8 protein-coding genes and 1 pseudogene are annotated in these 15,970 nt (G+C 66.3%); 4 read left to right on the plus strand and 5 right to left on the minus strand.

Annotated elements, in window-relative coordinates; translation table 11 throughout:
* Positions 1 to 30: 30 nt before the first annotated feature.
* Entirely contained in the window at positions 31 to 852 is an 822-nt protein-coding gene (locus ACQP1T_RS17415; protein WP_433761523.1) for an LLM class F420-dependent oxidoreductase, read from the plus strand.
* Positions 853 to 939: 87 nt separating this feature from the next.
* On the opposite strand, the gene ACQP1T_RS17420 is transcribed toward ACQP1T_RS17415, so the two are convergent.
* Positions 940 to 1,308, minus strand: coding sequence for a hypothetical protein (locus ACQP1T_RS17420; RefSeq protein ID WP_433761524.1), 369 nt, complete (start codon positions 1,306 to 1,308; stop codon positions 940 to 942).
* A gap of 338 nt (positions 1,309 to 1,646) precedes the next feature.
* Between ACQP1T_RS17420 and ACQP1T_RS17425 the strand changes: the two genes are divergently transcribed.
* Together ACQP1T_RS17425 and ACQP1T_RS17430 are read left to right on the plus strand one after the other, a co-directional pair.
* Positions 1,647 to 7,109, plus strand: a complete 5,463-nt coding sequence (locus tag ACQP1T_RS17425; protein ID WP_433761525.1) for a carboxyl transferase domain-containing protein — start codon at positions 1,647 to 1,649, stop codon at positions 7,107 to 7,109.
* A gap of 132 nt (positions 7,110 to 7,241) precedes the next feature.
* Positions 7,242 to 8,306 (plus strand): sulfite oxidase, encoded by a 1,065-nt coding sequence (locus ACQP1T_RS17430; RefSeq protein WP_433761527.1) that lies wholly within the window; start codon positions 7,242 to 7,244, stop codon positions 8,304 to 8,306.
* Here ACQP1T_RS17430 and ACQP1T_RS17435 read toward each other — a convergent pair.
* Positions 8,279 to 9,463 (minus strand): NAD(P)/FAD-dependent oxidoreductase, encoded by a 1,185-nt coding sequence (locus ACQP1T_RS17435; RefSeq protein WP_433761529.1) that lies wholly within the window; start codon positions 9,461 to 9,463, stop codon positions 8,279 to 8,281. The two genes, ACQP1T_RS17430 and ACQP1T_RS17435, sit on opposite strands and share 28 nt — an antisense overlap.
* Positions 9,464 to 10,013: 550 nt before the next feature.
* Between ACQP1T_RS17435 and ACQP1T_RS17440 the strand changes: the two are divergent.
* Positions 10,014 to 10,667 (plus strand): annotated as a pseudogene (locus ACQP1T_RS17440) (dienelactone hydrolase family protein); the annotation flags it as partial.
* On the opposite strand, the gene ACQP1T_RS17445 reads toward ACQP1T_RS17440, so the two are convergent.
* From ACQP1T_RS17445 to ACQP1T_RS17455, 3 genes are read right to left on the minus strand one after another with little or no spacing between them, the layout of a single operon-like run.
* Positions 10,648 to 11,751, minus strand: coding sequence for a CapA family protein (locus tag ACQP1T_RS17445; protein WP_433761531.1), 1,104 nt, complete (start codon positions 11,749 to 11,751; stop codon positions 10,648 to 10,650). The pseudogene ACQP1T_RS17440 and the gene ACQP1T_RS17445 sit on opposite strands and share 20 nt — an antisense overlap.
* Positions 11,752 to 11,805: 54 nt before the next feature.
* Positions 11,806 to 12,267: an RDD family protein gene (locus ACQP1T_RS17450; protein ID WP_433761532.1), complete on the minus strand. Its 462-nt coding sequence runs from the start codon at positions 12,265 to 12,267 to the stop codon at positions 11,806 to 11,808.
* A gap of 54 nt (positions 12,268 to 12,321) precedes the next feature.
* On the minus strand, positions 12,322 to 15,741 hold the full coding sequence (locus tag ACQP1T_RS17455) for a protein kinase domain-containing protein (RefSeq protein WP_433761533.1): 3,420 nt from the start codon (positions 15,739 to 15,741) through the stop codon (positions 12,322 to 12,324).
* Between the last annotated feature and the right edge of the window lie 229 nt (positions 15,742 to 15,970).

A 15,970-nucleotide genomic window follows, 5' to 3' on the forward strand; every position in this document is an offset into this window, starting at 1 on the left:
CATAGATGTGAGGGTTCGAGTATTCAGATCATGAAGATAGGTATTACCACCTTCGTTACCGACGAGGGGATCAGCGGTCCGAAACTCGGTGTGGCGCTGGAGGAGCGCGGGTTCGAATCGTTGTTCCTGCCCGAACACTCGCATATCCCCGCGAGCCGGAAGTCCCCGGCTCCGGGTGGCGGCGAGTTGCCTCGGGAGTACTACCGCGCGCTGGATCCGTTCGTCACACTCGGCGCCGTCGCGGCGGTCACCGAACGGTTGATCCTCGGTACCGGGGTCACCCTGCTGATCCAGCGCGATGTCATCCATACCGCGAAGGAGGTCGCCACACTCGACCGAATCTCGCAGGGACGCTTCGTATTCGGCGTCGGCGCGGGTTGGAATCGCGAGGAGATGGCCGATCACGGCACCGACCCGCGCACCCGCGGCGCGCTGCTCGACGAGCAACTCGAGGCCATCCGGTCGATCTGGACCGAGGATCTCGCCGAATACCACGGCCGTTTCATCGATTTCGACCCGATGTACGCCTGGCCGAAACCCGTGCAAACCCCGCATCCGCCGATCTTCATCGGTGGCGCGGAAGCGGCGGCCGAACGCGCCATCCGACACGGCCTCGGCTGGCTTCCCACCGCGGTGGCCGACCCCGCCGAAATACCGGCCCAACTGGCCCGGCTCGACGGACGCGAGCTGCCCGTCACAGTCGCTTTCGCGCCGGTCGATCCGGCGCTGATCGACGGCTATGCTCAGGCCGGGGTGCAGCGATTGGTATTCAGCGTGCCGACCCTTCCGGAACCCGAAACACTCTGCGCCCTCGATGAAATCGCCAAGGTGGTCGACCGGTACCTGGTCTGAGGGCTGTCATCGCACGGCCATCTTGATCGGGCTCGATAACGAGATCTGCTCCACGTTCGCGATCACGGGCGTGGCGGCGGCACCGCATCAGGGACCGGACGTCGTCGTGTTCATACTCGCGGCCGCGAGGTTCTCCGCCGCGAAACGGGCGATGGTGCGGGCCTGGCGGGAAAGAGCCTCCGGGTGCGCAGTCCGCTGTTCCAGCGTCGAGCGGATCCGATCCAACGATGCGGTGGCATCGCGGGTGGCGCGGCGGAGCACGGTGTACCGGTTGTCGAGCTCGCGGTAGTCGAGGTCGATGTCGTGGCAGCGGCGGCGCAGATCGGCGACATGGTTGAGCAGGTCGGCCACCTCGCGGGTGGACAGGGTGAGGGTCGGGTGCTCCGCTCCGGACAGGATCGCCTCACCCGCGACCTCGGCGCAGCGCGCGTGCAGTACATCGAGAATGTCGGCCACAGATCACCTCCCACCACTGCGCACGAGAACGAGAGAAAGGCTGTAGGTCAACTCATCTGACGATGGTCAGGCGCGAATCGACGCTCCCTCTCGATTGATTGCTTCGATCGACACGCAACCCGGCTACGACCCGATCACGGGTACGGTACTGGAATCCTGCCGGACGAGGAATTCCGCCACTAGTGTCATAGGCATAAATGAGGAATTTCCCACGATACGCGCGGGTAACCCCCTGACGCTGTGTACCTGCGCGCAATTGAGGTGCAGACTACGCGGGACCGGCAGTCGCAAACCGTCGCCCGACCGGGCCAGTGCTGTGGAGTGGAAGGAGTTGGCGAGTGTTCAGCCGCATCGCCATCGTGAACCGGGGAGAGGCCGCAATGCGGCTCATCCATGCCGTCCGAGATCTGGCCGCGGAGACCGGGCGCCCGATCGAAACCGTCGCATTGCACACCGATGTCGATCGCAACGCGACATTCGTGCGCGAGGCCGATATCGCCTATGACCTCGGTCCTGCGTCCGCGCGCCCGTATCTGGATCTCAAGGCGCTCGAGCTCGCGCTGGTGACGACCAAGGCAGACGCCGCATGGGTCGGTTGGGGTTTCGTCGCCGAGGATCCGGCGTTCGCCGAGCTGTGTGAGCAGATCGGCGTCACCTTCATCGGCCCCAGTCCGGAGGCCATGCGCAAGCTCGGCGACAAGATCGGTGCGAAGCTGATCGCGGAGGAAGTCGGCGTGCCCGTCGCGCCGTGGAGCCGCGGTTCGGTGGAAACCGTGGACGCCGCGCTCGCGGCCGCCGCCGAAATCGGCTACCCGCTGATGCTGAAGGCGACCGCCGGCGGTGGCGGCCGTGGTATCCGGGTGATCACCAACGAGACCGAACTCGTCGATGCCTACGAGCGCACCCGTCAGGAAGCCGCGCGCGCGTTCGGCAGTGGTGTGGTCTTCCTGGAACGTCTGGTCACCGGCGCCCGGCACGTCGAGGTGCAGGTGATCGCGGACGGCCAGGGCACTGCGTGGGCGCTCGGCGTCCGTGACTGCTCCGTGCAGCGGCGCAATCAGAAGGTCATCGAGGAGTCGGCGTCGCCGGTGCTGCGTCCCGAGCAGGCGGCCGAACTCAAGGCGTCGGCCGAGCGGTTGGCGATCGCGGTCGATTATCGCGGCGCCGCGACCGTCGAGTTCCTGTACCACCCGGGTGACGAGCTTTTCGCATTCCTCGAGGTCAACACCCGCCTGCAGGTGGAACACCCGATCACCGAGTACACCACTGGTTTCGACCTGGTTCGGGCGCAGCTGCTGGTGGCGTCGGGGGGCAAGCTCGAGGGCGAACCTCCGGCCGAGCGTGGGCACGCGATCGAGGCCCGGCTCAACGCCGAGGACCCGGACCGCGACTTCGCGCCCGCTCCCGGCCGCATCGCGCGGTTGGATCTGCCCGCCGGTCCGGGTATTCGAGTCGACACCGGCGTCAGCGAGGGCGACACGATTCCCGCCGACTTCGACTCGATGATCGCCAAGATCATCGCCTACGGTCGTGATCGCGACCAAGCGCTGGGGCGGCTGCGCCGGGCCGTGGCGCAGACCAGGGTCGTCATCGAGGGCGGCGCGACGAACAAGAGCTTCGTGCTCGACCTGCTGAACCAGCCCGAGGTCATCGATGCCAGCGCCGACACCGGCTGGATCGACCGGGTGCGCGCGGAGGGTCGCCTGGTATCGCATCGCCACTCCGCGATCGCGGTGGCAGTCGCAGCGATCGATGCCTATGAAGAGGAAGAGCGCGTCGAGCGACACCGGCTGCTGTCCACGGCGGCAGGTGGCCGTCCGCAGGTGCAGCACGAGAGCGGTCGACCGCACGACCTCAAGTTGCGCGGGGTCGGCTACCGGGTGCGCGTGGCACGGATCGGTGCGCATCGGTTCCGCATCGGCATCGAGTCGGGCGGCGAAATGCGTGCCGCCGATGTCGATCTCGAGCGTTTCGACCGCCACACCGGGCAGATCGTGGTCAACGGCACCCGCTATCGGGTGATCACCGGCACGCATGGGCCGATTCATCTGGTCGACGTCGACGGTGTGACGCATCGGATCAGCCGTGACGAGGGTGGCGTCGTCCGCTCGCCCGCCCCCGCGCTGGTCGTCGCCACGCCGCTGGAAGTCGGTGCCGAGGTCGAGGCGGGGGCGCCCGTCCTGGTACTGGAGAGCATGAAGATGGAAACGGTGCTGCGCGCACCGTTCCGGGCCCGGTTGAAGGAATGCGCGGTTTCGGTCGGCACCCAGGTGGAGACCGGCGCGCCGCTGCTGCGGCTGGAGCCGCTCGCCGAGGACGACGAGGCCGCGGAAGCCGAAGAGGTCGCATCGGTCGAACTGGACCTGCCCAGCGAGCCCGCACCGGACCGAGCGCACGACGGTATCGCCCGCAGCCTGCAGGACCTGCGCAGCCTGCTGCTCGGGTTCGATGTCGACCCGCACGATGAGCGCCGGGTGCTCGACCACTACCTCGCCGTGCGCCGGGCGGCGATCGCGGACAACCGTAGGCCGCTGGCCGACGAAATCGAACTCGTGCAGATGTTCGCGGACCTGTCCGAACTGAGCCACAACCGGTCGTGGGATGAGGACGGCGTCCAGGGCCACGTCCACAGCGCTCGCGAGTACTTCCACACCTACCTGCAGAGCCTCGATGTCGAGCGGGCCGGGCTGCCGGAGTCGTATCAGGCCAAGCTCGCCAAGGCGCTCGGTCATTACGGCGTCACCGAACTGGATCGTTCCCCCGAGCTCGAAGCCGCGGTCTTCCGGATCTTCCTCGCCCAGCAACGGCCATCCGACACCGTCACGGTCATCACCACCTTGCTGCGCGAGTGGCTGGGCGAGCCGGTGCCGGACCGCGCGCTGCGCGAGCCGGTCGGTCTGGCGCTGGAGCGGCTGGTGGCCGCGACGCAGGTGCGCTTCCCGGTGATCGCCGACCTCACCCGCGGACTGGTGTACTCCTGGTTCGGCCAGCCGCTGCTGCGGCGCAACCGCGCCCGGGTGTACACCAATGTCCGTAAACAGCTGAGCCACCTCGACGCGCACCCCGAGACGCCCGATCGCGCCGAGCGCATCTCCGAGATGGTGCGCAGCACCGAGCCGCTGGTGCGGCTGCTCGGTCAGCGGCTGGTGCGCGGCAGTGCCGACAACACCGCCATGCTCGAGGTGCTGACCCGCCGGTACTACGGAAACAAGGGTCTGACTGGTGTGCACACCCGCGAGGCCGGTGGCTGCACATTCGTGATCGCCGAGCGCCGGGGGCTGAGCCTGGTATCGGCGGCGGTGAGCTTCGACGCGCTCGACACCGTGCTGCGCGGTCTCACCGAGCTGGCCAGCGTGGCCGCGTCCATCGAGGTCGACATCTACCTGAGCTGGGAGAAGCAGCCGGAGGACTTCGACGCGATGGCGTCGGCGCTGCAGGAAGTGCTCGGTGCGCGGCCGTTGCCGAACCAGATCCACCGGATCACCGCGACCGTCGCGGGCAGCGGCGGTGCCGTGATGCACCACCACTTCACCTTCCGCCCATCCGCCACCGGCATGGTCGAGGAGCGGTTGATCCGCGGCCTGCATCCGTACATCGCGGAGCGGATGCAGATGAAGCGGCTGCGCAAGTTCGACCTCACCCGGCTCCCGTCCTCGGACGAGGAGGTCTACCTGTTCCGGTGCATCGCGAAGGAGAACTCGTCCGACGAGCGTCTGGTCGCCTTCGCGCAGGTACGTGACCTGGCCGCGCTGCGCGAACACGACGGTCGGCTGCTGGCGCTGCCGACGGCCGAGAGCACCATCGCCGCCTGCCTCGACTCGATCCGCCGGGCGCAGTCGCAGCGGCCCTCGGCCAAGCGGTTCCACACCAACCGCGTCGTGATGTACATCTGGCCGCCGGTCGAGATGACCCGCGCCGAGCTGGAGACGATCATCGATCGCGTGCGGCCGACGACCGCGGGCGCCGGGCTGGAGGAGATCCTGCTCATCGCACGGCATCGCCACCCGAAGACCGGCGAGCTGATCAAGGTCGCCGTGCGCATCGCCTTCGATGCCACCGGTGGAACCCAGGTGACCATCGGCGAGCGGTCCGACGACGCGGTCGAACCGATCGACGAGTACCGGCAGAAGGTGCTGCGGGCCAGCAGCCGCAACACCGTGTACCCCTACGAGCTGACCGGTGTGCTCGGGGAGTTCGCCGAGTACGACCTCGATGCCGACCACACGCTGGTGCCGGTCGATCGGCCCAAGGGACGCAATAAGGCCGCGATCGTCGCGGGCGTGGTCACCACGCCGACCGCGCAGTATCCCGAAGGCATCAGCAGGGTGGTGCTGCTCGGCGATCCGACGAAATCCCTTGGCGCGCTTTCGGAACCGGAGTGCCGGCGGGTGATCGCCGCGATGGATCTGGCGGAACGGCTGCAGGTGCCGCTGGAGTGGTACGCGCTGTCCTCCGGTGCCCGGATCTCGATGCAGTCCGGCACCGAGAACATGGACTGGGTGGCGGCGGCGCTCAAGCGGATCGTCGAATTCACCCAGGACGGCGGCGAGATCAACATCGTGGTCTCGGGCATCAACGTCGGCGCGCAGCCGTACTGGAACGCCGAAGCGACCATGCTCATGCACACCAAGGGCATCCTGGTGATGACGCCGGACTCGGCGATGGTGCTCACCGGCAAGCAGGCACTGGACTTCTCCGGTGGCGTGTCGGCCGAGGACAACTTCGGTATCGGCGGCTACGACCGGGTGATGGGTCCGAACGGGCAGGCGCAGTACTGGGCGCCGAACCTGCTCGCCGCGCGGGACGTGCTGATGTCGCATTACGACCACACCTATGTGGCGCCCGGTGAGCAGTCGCCGCGGCGGTCGCGCACCAGCGACCCCATCGATCGTGACGTCTCCGACTTCCCGCATGTCGTGGCGGGCAGCGACTTCACCACGGTCGGCGAGATCTTCTCCGCCAGCGCCAACCCGGACCGCAAGAAGCCGTTCGACATCCGCACCGTGATGCGGGCGGTGGCGGATCAGGACCACCCGGTGCTGGAACGCTGGGCGGGTATGGCCGACGCCGAGACGGCCGTGGTGCAGGACGCGCGACTGGGCGGTATCCCGGTGTGTCTGCTCGGCATCGAGTCCAGGGGAGTGCCGCGCCGCGGCTACCCGTCCACCGACGGCCCGGACACCTACACGGCGGGCACGTTGTTCCCACAGTCGTCGAAGAAGGCGGCGCGGGCGATCAACGCGGCCAGTGGTAATCGGCCGCTGGTGGTGCTGGCGAATCTGTCCGGCTTCGACGGCTCGCCGGAATCGATGCGGAAGTTGCAGCTCGAGTACGGCGCCGAGATCGGCCGTGCGATCGTGAACTTCCAGGGCCCCATCGTGTTCTGCGTGATCTCGCGCTATCACGGCGGCGCGTTCGTGGTGTTCTCGAAGCTGCTCAACCCGAATATGACCGTGCTGGCGCTGGAAGGCTCGTTCGCCTCGGTGCTCGGCGGCGCCCCCGCGGCCGCGGTGGTGTTCTCCGGCGAGGTCGATGCCCGTACGGCAGCCGATCAGCGAGTGCGCGATCTCGAGGCCCGTGCCGCGAACGCGCTCGGCGCCGACCGTGCGGCACTGACCGCGGAACGCGACGAGGTCCGGTCCTCGGTTCGCACGGAGAAACTCGGTGAGGTCGCGGCGGAATTCGACCGTGTGCACAATATCCAGCGCGCCGTCGAGGTCGGTTCGGTCGATGCGATCATCCGGGCCGCCGAACTGCGTCCGCGCATCATCGAGGCCATCGAGGCGGGTCTGCCCAGCTGATCTCTGATTTGCTGAAAAGTCGGCCGACTCGGGGCGGTATCGCGCCCTGAGTCGGCCGACTGTTTTTGCTTCGGGTCCGTCATATACTGACCCGACAGCCCGTTCCGCCTCGATCAGAATCAGCCCGAGCCGATGACCGAACTCGTCTCGCGCGCCCAAGGCGTCCGCTTCGACGAACTCGCGCTGGCGACGCGCAATCACGGCATGCAACTGGAAGGCATGCGGTACGACATCACGCCCATCGGCATGCACTACTTGCTGATTCATTTCGACATCCCCGAGATCGACGCTTCGTCGTGGCGGCTGCGGGTGACCGGATACGTCGAGCGTGAACTGGAGCTGTCGCTGGACGACATCAGATCGCGACCGGCGGCGACGCTTCCGGTCACCCTCGAATGCGCGGGTAACGGACGCACCAGGATGGACCCGCGTAATGTCAGCCAGCCGTGGGGTCTCGAGGCGATCGGCACGGCGGCGTGGACGGGCACCGCACTCGGTGGGATTCTCGACGACTGCGGTATTCGGGACGAGGCGGTCGAGGTGGTATTCACCGGAGCCGATCGCGGATTCCAGGACAATGTGGAGCACAACTATCAACGCTCCCTGAGCATCGACGAATGCCGTAGACCCGAAATTCTGCTCGCCTATGAAATGAACGGCGCACCGCTCCCACCACAGCACGGCTTTCCACTGCGGCTGCTCGTCCCCGGGTGGTACGGCATGACGAGCGTGAAATGGTTGCGGAATATCGAAGTGGTCGACCGGCCCTTCACCGGGTTACAACAGGCTTCGGCCTATCGCTACCAACGCGACGCCGACGACCCGGGGGTACCGGTCTCACGAATCAAGGTGCGTGCGTTGATGATTCCGCCTGGCATTCCCGATTACCCGAGTCGGCGACGCACGGTCGACGCCGGTGCGGTCCGGCTCCGTGGTCGCGCGTGGTGCGGAACCTCGCCCGTTGTGCGGGTCGAAGTTGGTGTCGACGGCGTCTGGCAGGATGCCCACTTGGAACGCAGCGTCGCCGAATTTGCCTGGTGCAGTTGGAGTTACACCTGGCAGGCGCGACCGGGCGAGTACCTGCTCGGCTGCCGCGCAACCGATGCCGAGGGGAATGTGCAACCGGCCGAACAGTTCTGGAACCGCCTGGGTATGGGGAACAACCTGATTCAGGAAGTCCCCGTCACGGTCCGCTGATCGGTGAACCAGCGCCGAATCCGTGCGGCGGCGAATTCGGCCTTCTCGGTTGCCAATTCGGCCGAGGGTGTGACGAGCGGTGCGACCGGCTTCGGCCCGGAAAGGAAGTCGGCGTCGACCTTGCCGACTAGTCCGTCGCCGAATTCGATATAGCAGGAGCCCTGGCCGAGATACTTTCCAGGCGGGGGTGTTCCGTGCAGTTGTGCGGCAATGTGCGCGGCGACAGTGCGGGCTGCGTTCTCGGCGAATACCCCGGCCCGGGGAACAGGCGCGTCCGCGCAGTCGCCGATGGCGTAGATGCCCGGATACGGGGTGGCGAGGGTGCGCGGGTCGACGTGGATCCAGCCGTCGCCGCCGTCGACGGTAAGCCCGGATGCCTCGACCACGGGTGGTACGCAATGGGTCGGGATGCCGATGAACAGGTCGTAGGCGAGGTCACCGCTCTGGGTTTCGGCGACATGGTTGTCCGGGTCGAGCGCGTGGACTCGCCGCCCGGGTGAATAGTCGATTCCACGTCGCGCGAGCGCCTCGACCAGCGCGGCAGAGGTTTCCGCGGAGACCGGGATCGGTGCGTCCATCGGGGTCAGCACGTGCATGCGGGTGCGGTCGCGGATGCCACGCCGAGTCAGTAGCTCGTGCAGCAGCATCGCGCACTCGTAGGGCGCGGGCGGGCACTTGAACGGCACGCTCAATACCCCGATGAGAATGGTGCCACCGTCGAAATGGCCCAGCCGATCGCGCAGTCGGCAAGCTCCTTGGATCGAGTAGTACTCGTGACCGTCCGCGACGAACCCCGGGGTAGCGGCGGGGTCGTAATCGGCGCCCAACGCGACAACCAGAAAGTTCGGGTCGTAGCCGCCGCGGTCGGTGACGACGTGGCGGGTCTGCGGGTCGATCGAGGTGACCTGCTCCTGCCGGAACTCGACCCCGGGCCGGACCAGGTCGCGGTAGCTGACCCGCAGGGATTCCGGGGTCTTGTCGCGGAACAGGATTTCGAGTTTCGAGAAACCGAAGGTGAATCCGTCGTTACGGTCGACAAGTATCACCCGCACCTCGCCGGGCAGTGACTCGGACAGGCAGGCGGCCAGTTCCAGTCCGCCGAACCCGGCTCCGAGGATGAGCACCGACGGCGTTCGAACGTTCTCGGAAATGGTCATTGGTTGAACGCCTTCCCGTTGGAAGAATGTGCTGCCCGCTCGGCCGATATGCGAAATCGCGGCGACCGAGCGGACGTTCCGGTGTGGAATCGCGGACCAGTGCGTCGCGGGCAGTTTCATATCCATGCCAGAACGGGCGGCCACGGTGACCATCCGGTGCATGAATTCGGGCAGGTGCTTGTCGCAGCATCACACCGGCGGTGCTATGAAATGTGACGGCGACGCCGTCGCAGTGGAACGAATCATGACCGGTTCCTTCTCGACCGTATCGGCGGCGAGGCTCTCCGATGTTCCGTCGTTCACGAGCGTGTTGATCGCGTATCCATTGTGCGCGCGTCGGTAGCCGGATGGAACCCGGATTCGGGTGCGCGCATACTTGCAGCAATTGCTGGCACCCCATTCGCCGTCTCGTAACCGATGTAGATCCACCCAGTCGACACCGGCCGGGTAGAAGTGGTCGACGGAGCACCGGCCTGACAGCCGCTTGCATATGACCGACCGGGCGGGTACTCCGGATAACAGGAGGTGTTCGATGCTGCCCTCCGCATCCGATCCCTTGACGCGGACAGAAGAAGTCATCGTGTCGTCGGAGTCCATCCGGCTGACGGGGATACTGGCCGTCCCGCAGGACTCCACCGGTTTGGTCGTGTTCGCGCACGGCAGCGGCAGCGGTCGGCACAGTCCCCGGAATCGGCTGGTCGCCGATGTACTGAACCGAGCGGGACTCGCGACGATGCTCGTCGATCTGCTGACCGCGGCCGAGGAGGGCGATCGCGCACGGGTTTTCGATATCGAGCTGCTTGCCGAGCGTCTCGTCGCGGTGACCCGCGGATTGCGCACGCGGCCGGTCCTGAGCGGGCTTCCGACCGGATATTTCGGCGCCAGTACCGGTGCCGGTGCCGCATTGTGGGCGGCCACCGAGCCCGGTGCCGAGATCGCGGCCATCGTCTCCCGTGGCGGCCGCCCCGACCTGGCCGGTCCGCGGCTGGCCCATGTCCGAGCGCCGACGCTGCTCATTGTCGGCGGTAACGACCGGCATGTACTGGAACTCAATCGCGAGGCCCAGCTGGCGATGCCGTGTCCGAGCGAGATCGACGTCGTCCCCGGTGCGACGCACCTTTTCGAGGAGCCCGGCGCGCTCGAGCAGGTGGCCGATCTGGCGCGCGACTGGTTCCGCCGCCACCTCAGTGTCGTGCGGTCTTGAACACCACCGGCAAGTCGTCGGCGCGCGGTGCGACCCGGGTACCGAAGTCGTGACTGATGTGCTCGATCGTCTCGCACAGCCATCGAGATTCATCGCGCGCGGTCGATTGCAGGCGCATGTGCCGAATCCGCAGCGGAATCATTCGCGTCTCCATCGCGCCGGGATCGGTGGACACCAGATATAGCAAGCGAAGCTCCGGACGGTATCGCTCATAGCCGCGTATGCCCTCGTAATCATCGATGACGTCACCGCACCCGTACAGGATCGGTTTGCCCCGATAGATCTCGATCGGCCGTGGATGGTGCGCGGAATGCCCGTGCACCAGGTCGATTCCGGCATCGATCAATCGATGCGCGAACTGCCTTTCGCTCAGCGGCACCCCGTAGCCCCAGTTGGGTCCCCAATGCACGGAGACGATCGCGATATCGCCATTGCGCTTGTGCGCCAACACTTCTGCCGCCACCTCCTCGGCGGCGCGAAGATTCGGCGATTCGCCGATCCACCACAGCCCCGGCCGATCGCGGCGCGCCGCCCAGTGGTGTGGGACGCCACTCGATCCGGCACCGACCGAGACGATTACCACTCGTCGTCCGTCGTCGAGTTCCGATATCGCGGGGGCCCGGGCATGGTCGAGGTCCGCGCCTGCCCCCGCGTGCTGGATGCCCCCGGTATCGAGTGTTTCCACCGTGTCTGTGAGTCCTTCGACACCGAAATCGAGGATGTGGTTGTTGGCCAGCGCGCAGACGACCGGCGCGATCGCGGTCAACACCGGCACATTGTCCGGGTTCATGCGGTAATGGATGCCCTTGCCGGGCGCGAACACGCCATCGGCGGTGATCGCGGTCTCCAGATTGATCAATCGCACCTGCGGGGCGTGCTGAGCGAGAATCGGCAGGACCTCACCCCATGGGTGACCGAAATCCACGGGACGGGCAAATTCACCGCTTGTCTGCTCCGCCAACTCCACATACGTCCGCGCATCCTCGACACACCGTTCGTGCAGCGTCGGATCGCCGGGATGCGGGAGAATCTGGTCCACTCCGCGCCCCAGCATGACGTCGCCGCCCAACAGCACCGTCGCCATACCCATCATTGTCGATCATGTCCGCCACCTCGTTCAATGCGGCAGCGTCCGCCGTTATCGACGAGTTGTCGGGCGGATCAGATCGCGCCGGCGGACCGTGCGTAATCCGCACGCCTGCCCGACGCTTTCGCCTTCCAGCAGGTACTGCAGGCCGATCAGCACGAACCCGAACAGCCAACGCGCGATCGTCTGCCAAAAGCGCGGTCGGCGGCCGTTCTTCCAGCGCACAACCCGCATACCGAACAGCAGCTTGGCGAAGCTTCCCCGCAACAGCAGTGTGCCAACGACGTGGTTGAGAAACGAGATCGCCAGGATGCAGGCGAGGACGGTGACCCAGAATTTCGCGACACCGTCCGTGGCGTGAAAAACGCGCTGCGACAAGGCGAAACCGATGATCAACGCCAGTAGTGCATCGACGATGGCGGCAAGTGCCAGCCGATTCTCACCCGCTTCCTCCGGGACCGGTTGGCCGGGCTGGGGAGTCGTCGTAGACGATGGTAGAGGGTGCGCGTTCACCCGGCGTATTATGCCGGAGCTCATGGCATTTCGTCGGCGCACCGGGCGGTGATCTCATCGGACCGATGGCGACCGATCCGCTGCTGTCCTGAGCAGTTTCAGGAATTGGATGAGGTGCGGTGCGCCGTCGTATCGCGCTTCGGTCGCGATCGCCGAGATGTGCGGCCCGTCATCGGCTGCGGTGCGCACCAAGCCGTGCTCGGCGCACAGCACCAATGCGGGTAGTGCGGCCTCGGTGGCGGTGCGGCGGCGTCCGGCGGCCCACAGGCAGCCCGCCCACAACAGTTGTGCTCGGACGAATGCTCTTGGGCGATGCTGGGTTTCGATCACACGCACCATCTGCTCGGCGCGGTCGCAGGCTTGATCAGCCGAGTGGTCGGCCAACAGTAGCCGAATCGCGGAGTCCTGTTCGAGTTCGGCGATAGCGGCGTGAATCATTGTGTCCTGCCTGCGGTACGGCGGCAGCTGGCGGAGTCCGTCGTGGGTGTCGGGTGGAATCGACAGACCGAGGCGGATGCGTTCGTTGACCATGCGGGCGGCCAAGCGCTGAAGTGACTCGTGCTCCGCGATTTCCGCACCCTGGGTAAGGCGTTGTTCGGCGGCGGCGAGGTCGCCGCGGATCGCTTTGATGCGTGCGCCGGTGCCGAAGCTGGCGAGCAGGAACCAGACCGCGCCGCCGTGGCGGCCGAGGTCAGCGCTGGAATCCAGTAGTTGCTCGGCTTCATCGAGGCGGTTCTGCTCGTAGCGGATGGAGCCGAGCAGGGCACCGGACATCCGTGAACCGTAGGTTTGCGAGCGGCCGCGCCGGGTACGGGTGATGGCGGCATCGAAATGCTCTTCGGCGGCGGTGATGTCGAGCTGTTCGAGGGCAGCGAGCCCGGCGACGCACCTGCCGTACATCACCCCGAACGCGCCTTTGCTGCGCCGGTGATATGGAGCTGCCCATTCTTGCCAGCGGCGGGCCTCGGCGAAGTCGAAACGGTTGAGTGCATCGATGGACGCGAGATTCGCGGCGTTCGTGGCGGCGAACGGTGTGTCGGCATCCTCGAGATGTCGAGACAGCAGCTCTGGCAGACCATCGAAACGGTCGGTGACGAATTGTGCCGCACCGGTGACCGTTTCCGCCTCGATTCGCAGCTTGGTCGCCTCGGTACCGGTCGCCGCGCCGGCGTCGAGTGCGGCGGATAAGTCCTCCAGCGCCAGCTGAACTTGTTCCCAGCGTTGCAGTCCGACGTTGGCCCAGGCTCGGCAGATCTGCAGCCTTGGTCGCGCTTGTGCCACGGATTGCGGCAGTTTCGTCAGCAAGCCGAGGAATGTCGCCATGCGGGAGCCTTCGATGAGGTCCATGGCCCGTCGTTCGACCAGGTCCGCCGCATAGTCCGGATCGTCGGCGGCCAGTGCGTGATCGACTGCGGCGGTGGCGATCTCGTGTTCATCGCACCAGTCGGCCGCCCGGCGGTGCAGTTGCGCCAGGCGCGCGGGATCACTGCGGACAAGGCGACGCCGCAGGTAGTCGGCGAACAGGTGGTGGTATTGGAACCACTGGTCCTCCTCGTCGAGGTGGCGTAGGAATAGATTTCGGTCGGCGATCTCTTCGAGTAGTTCCTGGCTGTCGGATCTGTCCGTCAGCCGAACCGCGAGATCGGCGCACACTCGCTCGGTGATCGCGGTGGCAAGCAGGAAATCCAGCAGCGGCGGCTCGAGTGAATCGAGCACGTTCTCGGCCAGGTAATCGGCCAGTGCCCGGTGGCGGCCGGTGAGCTGGTCGATGAACGCGGCGGGATGATCATGGCCGCGCAACGACAGCGAAGCCAATTGCAGTGCGGCAGGCCACCCTTCGGTCGTTTCCTGCAGTCGGTTCACATCGTCGGTCGACAGCGACAGCCCGCCGGAGTCGGCCAGGAAAGCACCGGTTTCCTGCGGATCGAAACGCAGTTCCGCGACATCGATTTCGACCAGTTCATCGTGCACCAGCATGCGACTCAGCGGCAGACATGCCCTGGTTCGGCTCGCGATGACCAGCCGCAGGTGATGGCAGCCGTGCTCGAGCAGATAATCCAATGCGGCACAGGTGGTTTCGGCATGTACCCGGTGCCAGTCATCGATCACGAGCACCATCGTCTGTCCACCCGAGTGGATTTTGTCGATCAGCGCGGACAGCACGTATCTCGCGGTGTCGGATGATCGTTCCTCGAGTAGCGTGCCGAGTTCACGCGCCAGCTCCGGAGCGACGCGGCGGATGGCCTCGACCAGGTGCGAAAGGAACCAGACGATATTGTCGTCGTCGGGGTCGGTGGTCAGCCATGCCACCGGGACGTCCTCGGCCGCGAGCGCGGTGGCCCATTGCAGAGCAAGGGTGGTCTTGCCGAATCCGGCCGGTCCGTGGATCAGTGTGAGGCGCCGGTCGCCGCCGTCCCGCAACAACGCAAGCAGCCGGGTGCGGGCGATCATCGTATGCGGTGCGGCGGGCGGACGGAATTTTGTCGCCGTGCTGGGCGGTGGGGGCGGTGTCAGTGCACCCGGGGTATGCGAGGTCACGGGAACGGATGTGGCCGAACCGGATTCGACGACCGTAGGCGGCAATGCCAGTGCGTCCACCGCCAGGCCGGTTTCGTGCTGCACGCGGCGCAGCCATTCCCCGAATTCGATCGCCGACCTCGGTCGTTCTTCCGGCTTCGCCGCCATGGCCGCCTCGATGGCCGCGCATACCGCCGTGGGGATGTGCTGATCGCGCAGACTGGGTGCGGACGCGGCGGCTATGCGGGCCAGTTGCACTGGCAGCGGTTCGCCGGTGCGGCGTGCGAATGCGGCTCGCCCGGCCAGCAAGCAGTGCAAGGTAGCGCCCAGGCCGTAGATATCCGAGATCGGAGTGGGTATCGCACCGCTGAGCACCTCGGGTGCGGTGAATGCGGGCGTGCCCTGGACGGTGCGCAGGGAGGACGTGGTGGCATCGCCGAATTGGGCGATGCCGAAGTCGGCGAGCTGGGGTTCACCGTAATCGGTGAGCAGGATATTGCCGGGCTTCACATCCCGGTGCACGATGCCGATCGCATGGGCGGCGGCCAGCGCCGCGGCCATCTTGACGCCGATCGAAAGCACATCCGACCAGCGCAGCGGCCCCGAATCCCGCAGCACGCTCTCCAGCGAGCCACAGGCGTAGAACGGCATGACGATATAGGGGCGGCCGGTGGCGGTGATGTCGACCTGTAGCACCTGCAGGATGTGGGGATGTCCGAACAGCCGCCCCAGGGCCCGCTGTTCTCGGAGGAATTGCTCGCGCTCAGCGCCGCTGACCTCGGATCTGAGCAATTTGACCGCGACGTAGCGTTCGAGTGCGTATTCGTAGCAGCAGTACACGACGCCGAATCCGCCGCGGCCGATTTCGGTCGCGTCGCCGAATCCGGCCGCCGCTAGTTCCGCCGCGATTCCGGTGGGGAGGTCGCGCTGTGTCGCGGCCTCGTCGAGTTCGTCCATCGAATATTCGTCGGCACCTCCGCGTCAGCGCATCCATCCCGACCCGTGTCTCAACGATAGCGCCGTTGCACCTGGACCGCCCGCCTCGCGGGTTTGTGAAGCGGCCGACTCCGCGTCGCGGAGGTTCGGGCGTCATAATAAGTGGCTCGCATTTATCGAACGAGTCCGATGATCGTTACCTGCTCCGCCGTACTTGTGTACCAGATAGCGCGCTGCACTATTGGATATA

The organism is Nocardia sp. CA-135398 (assembly GCF_050955845.1).
GTDB lineage: Bacteria > Actinomycetota > Actinomycetes > Mycobacteriales > Mycobacteriaceae > Nocardia.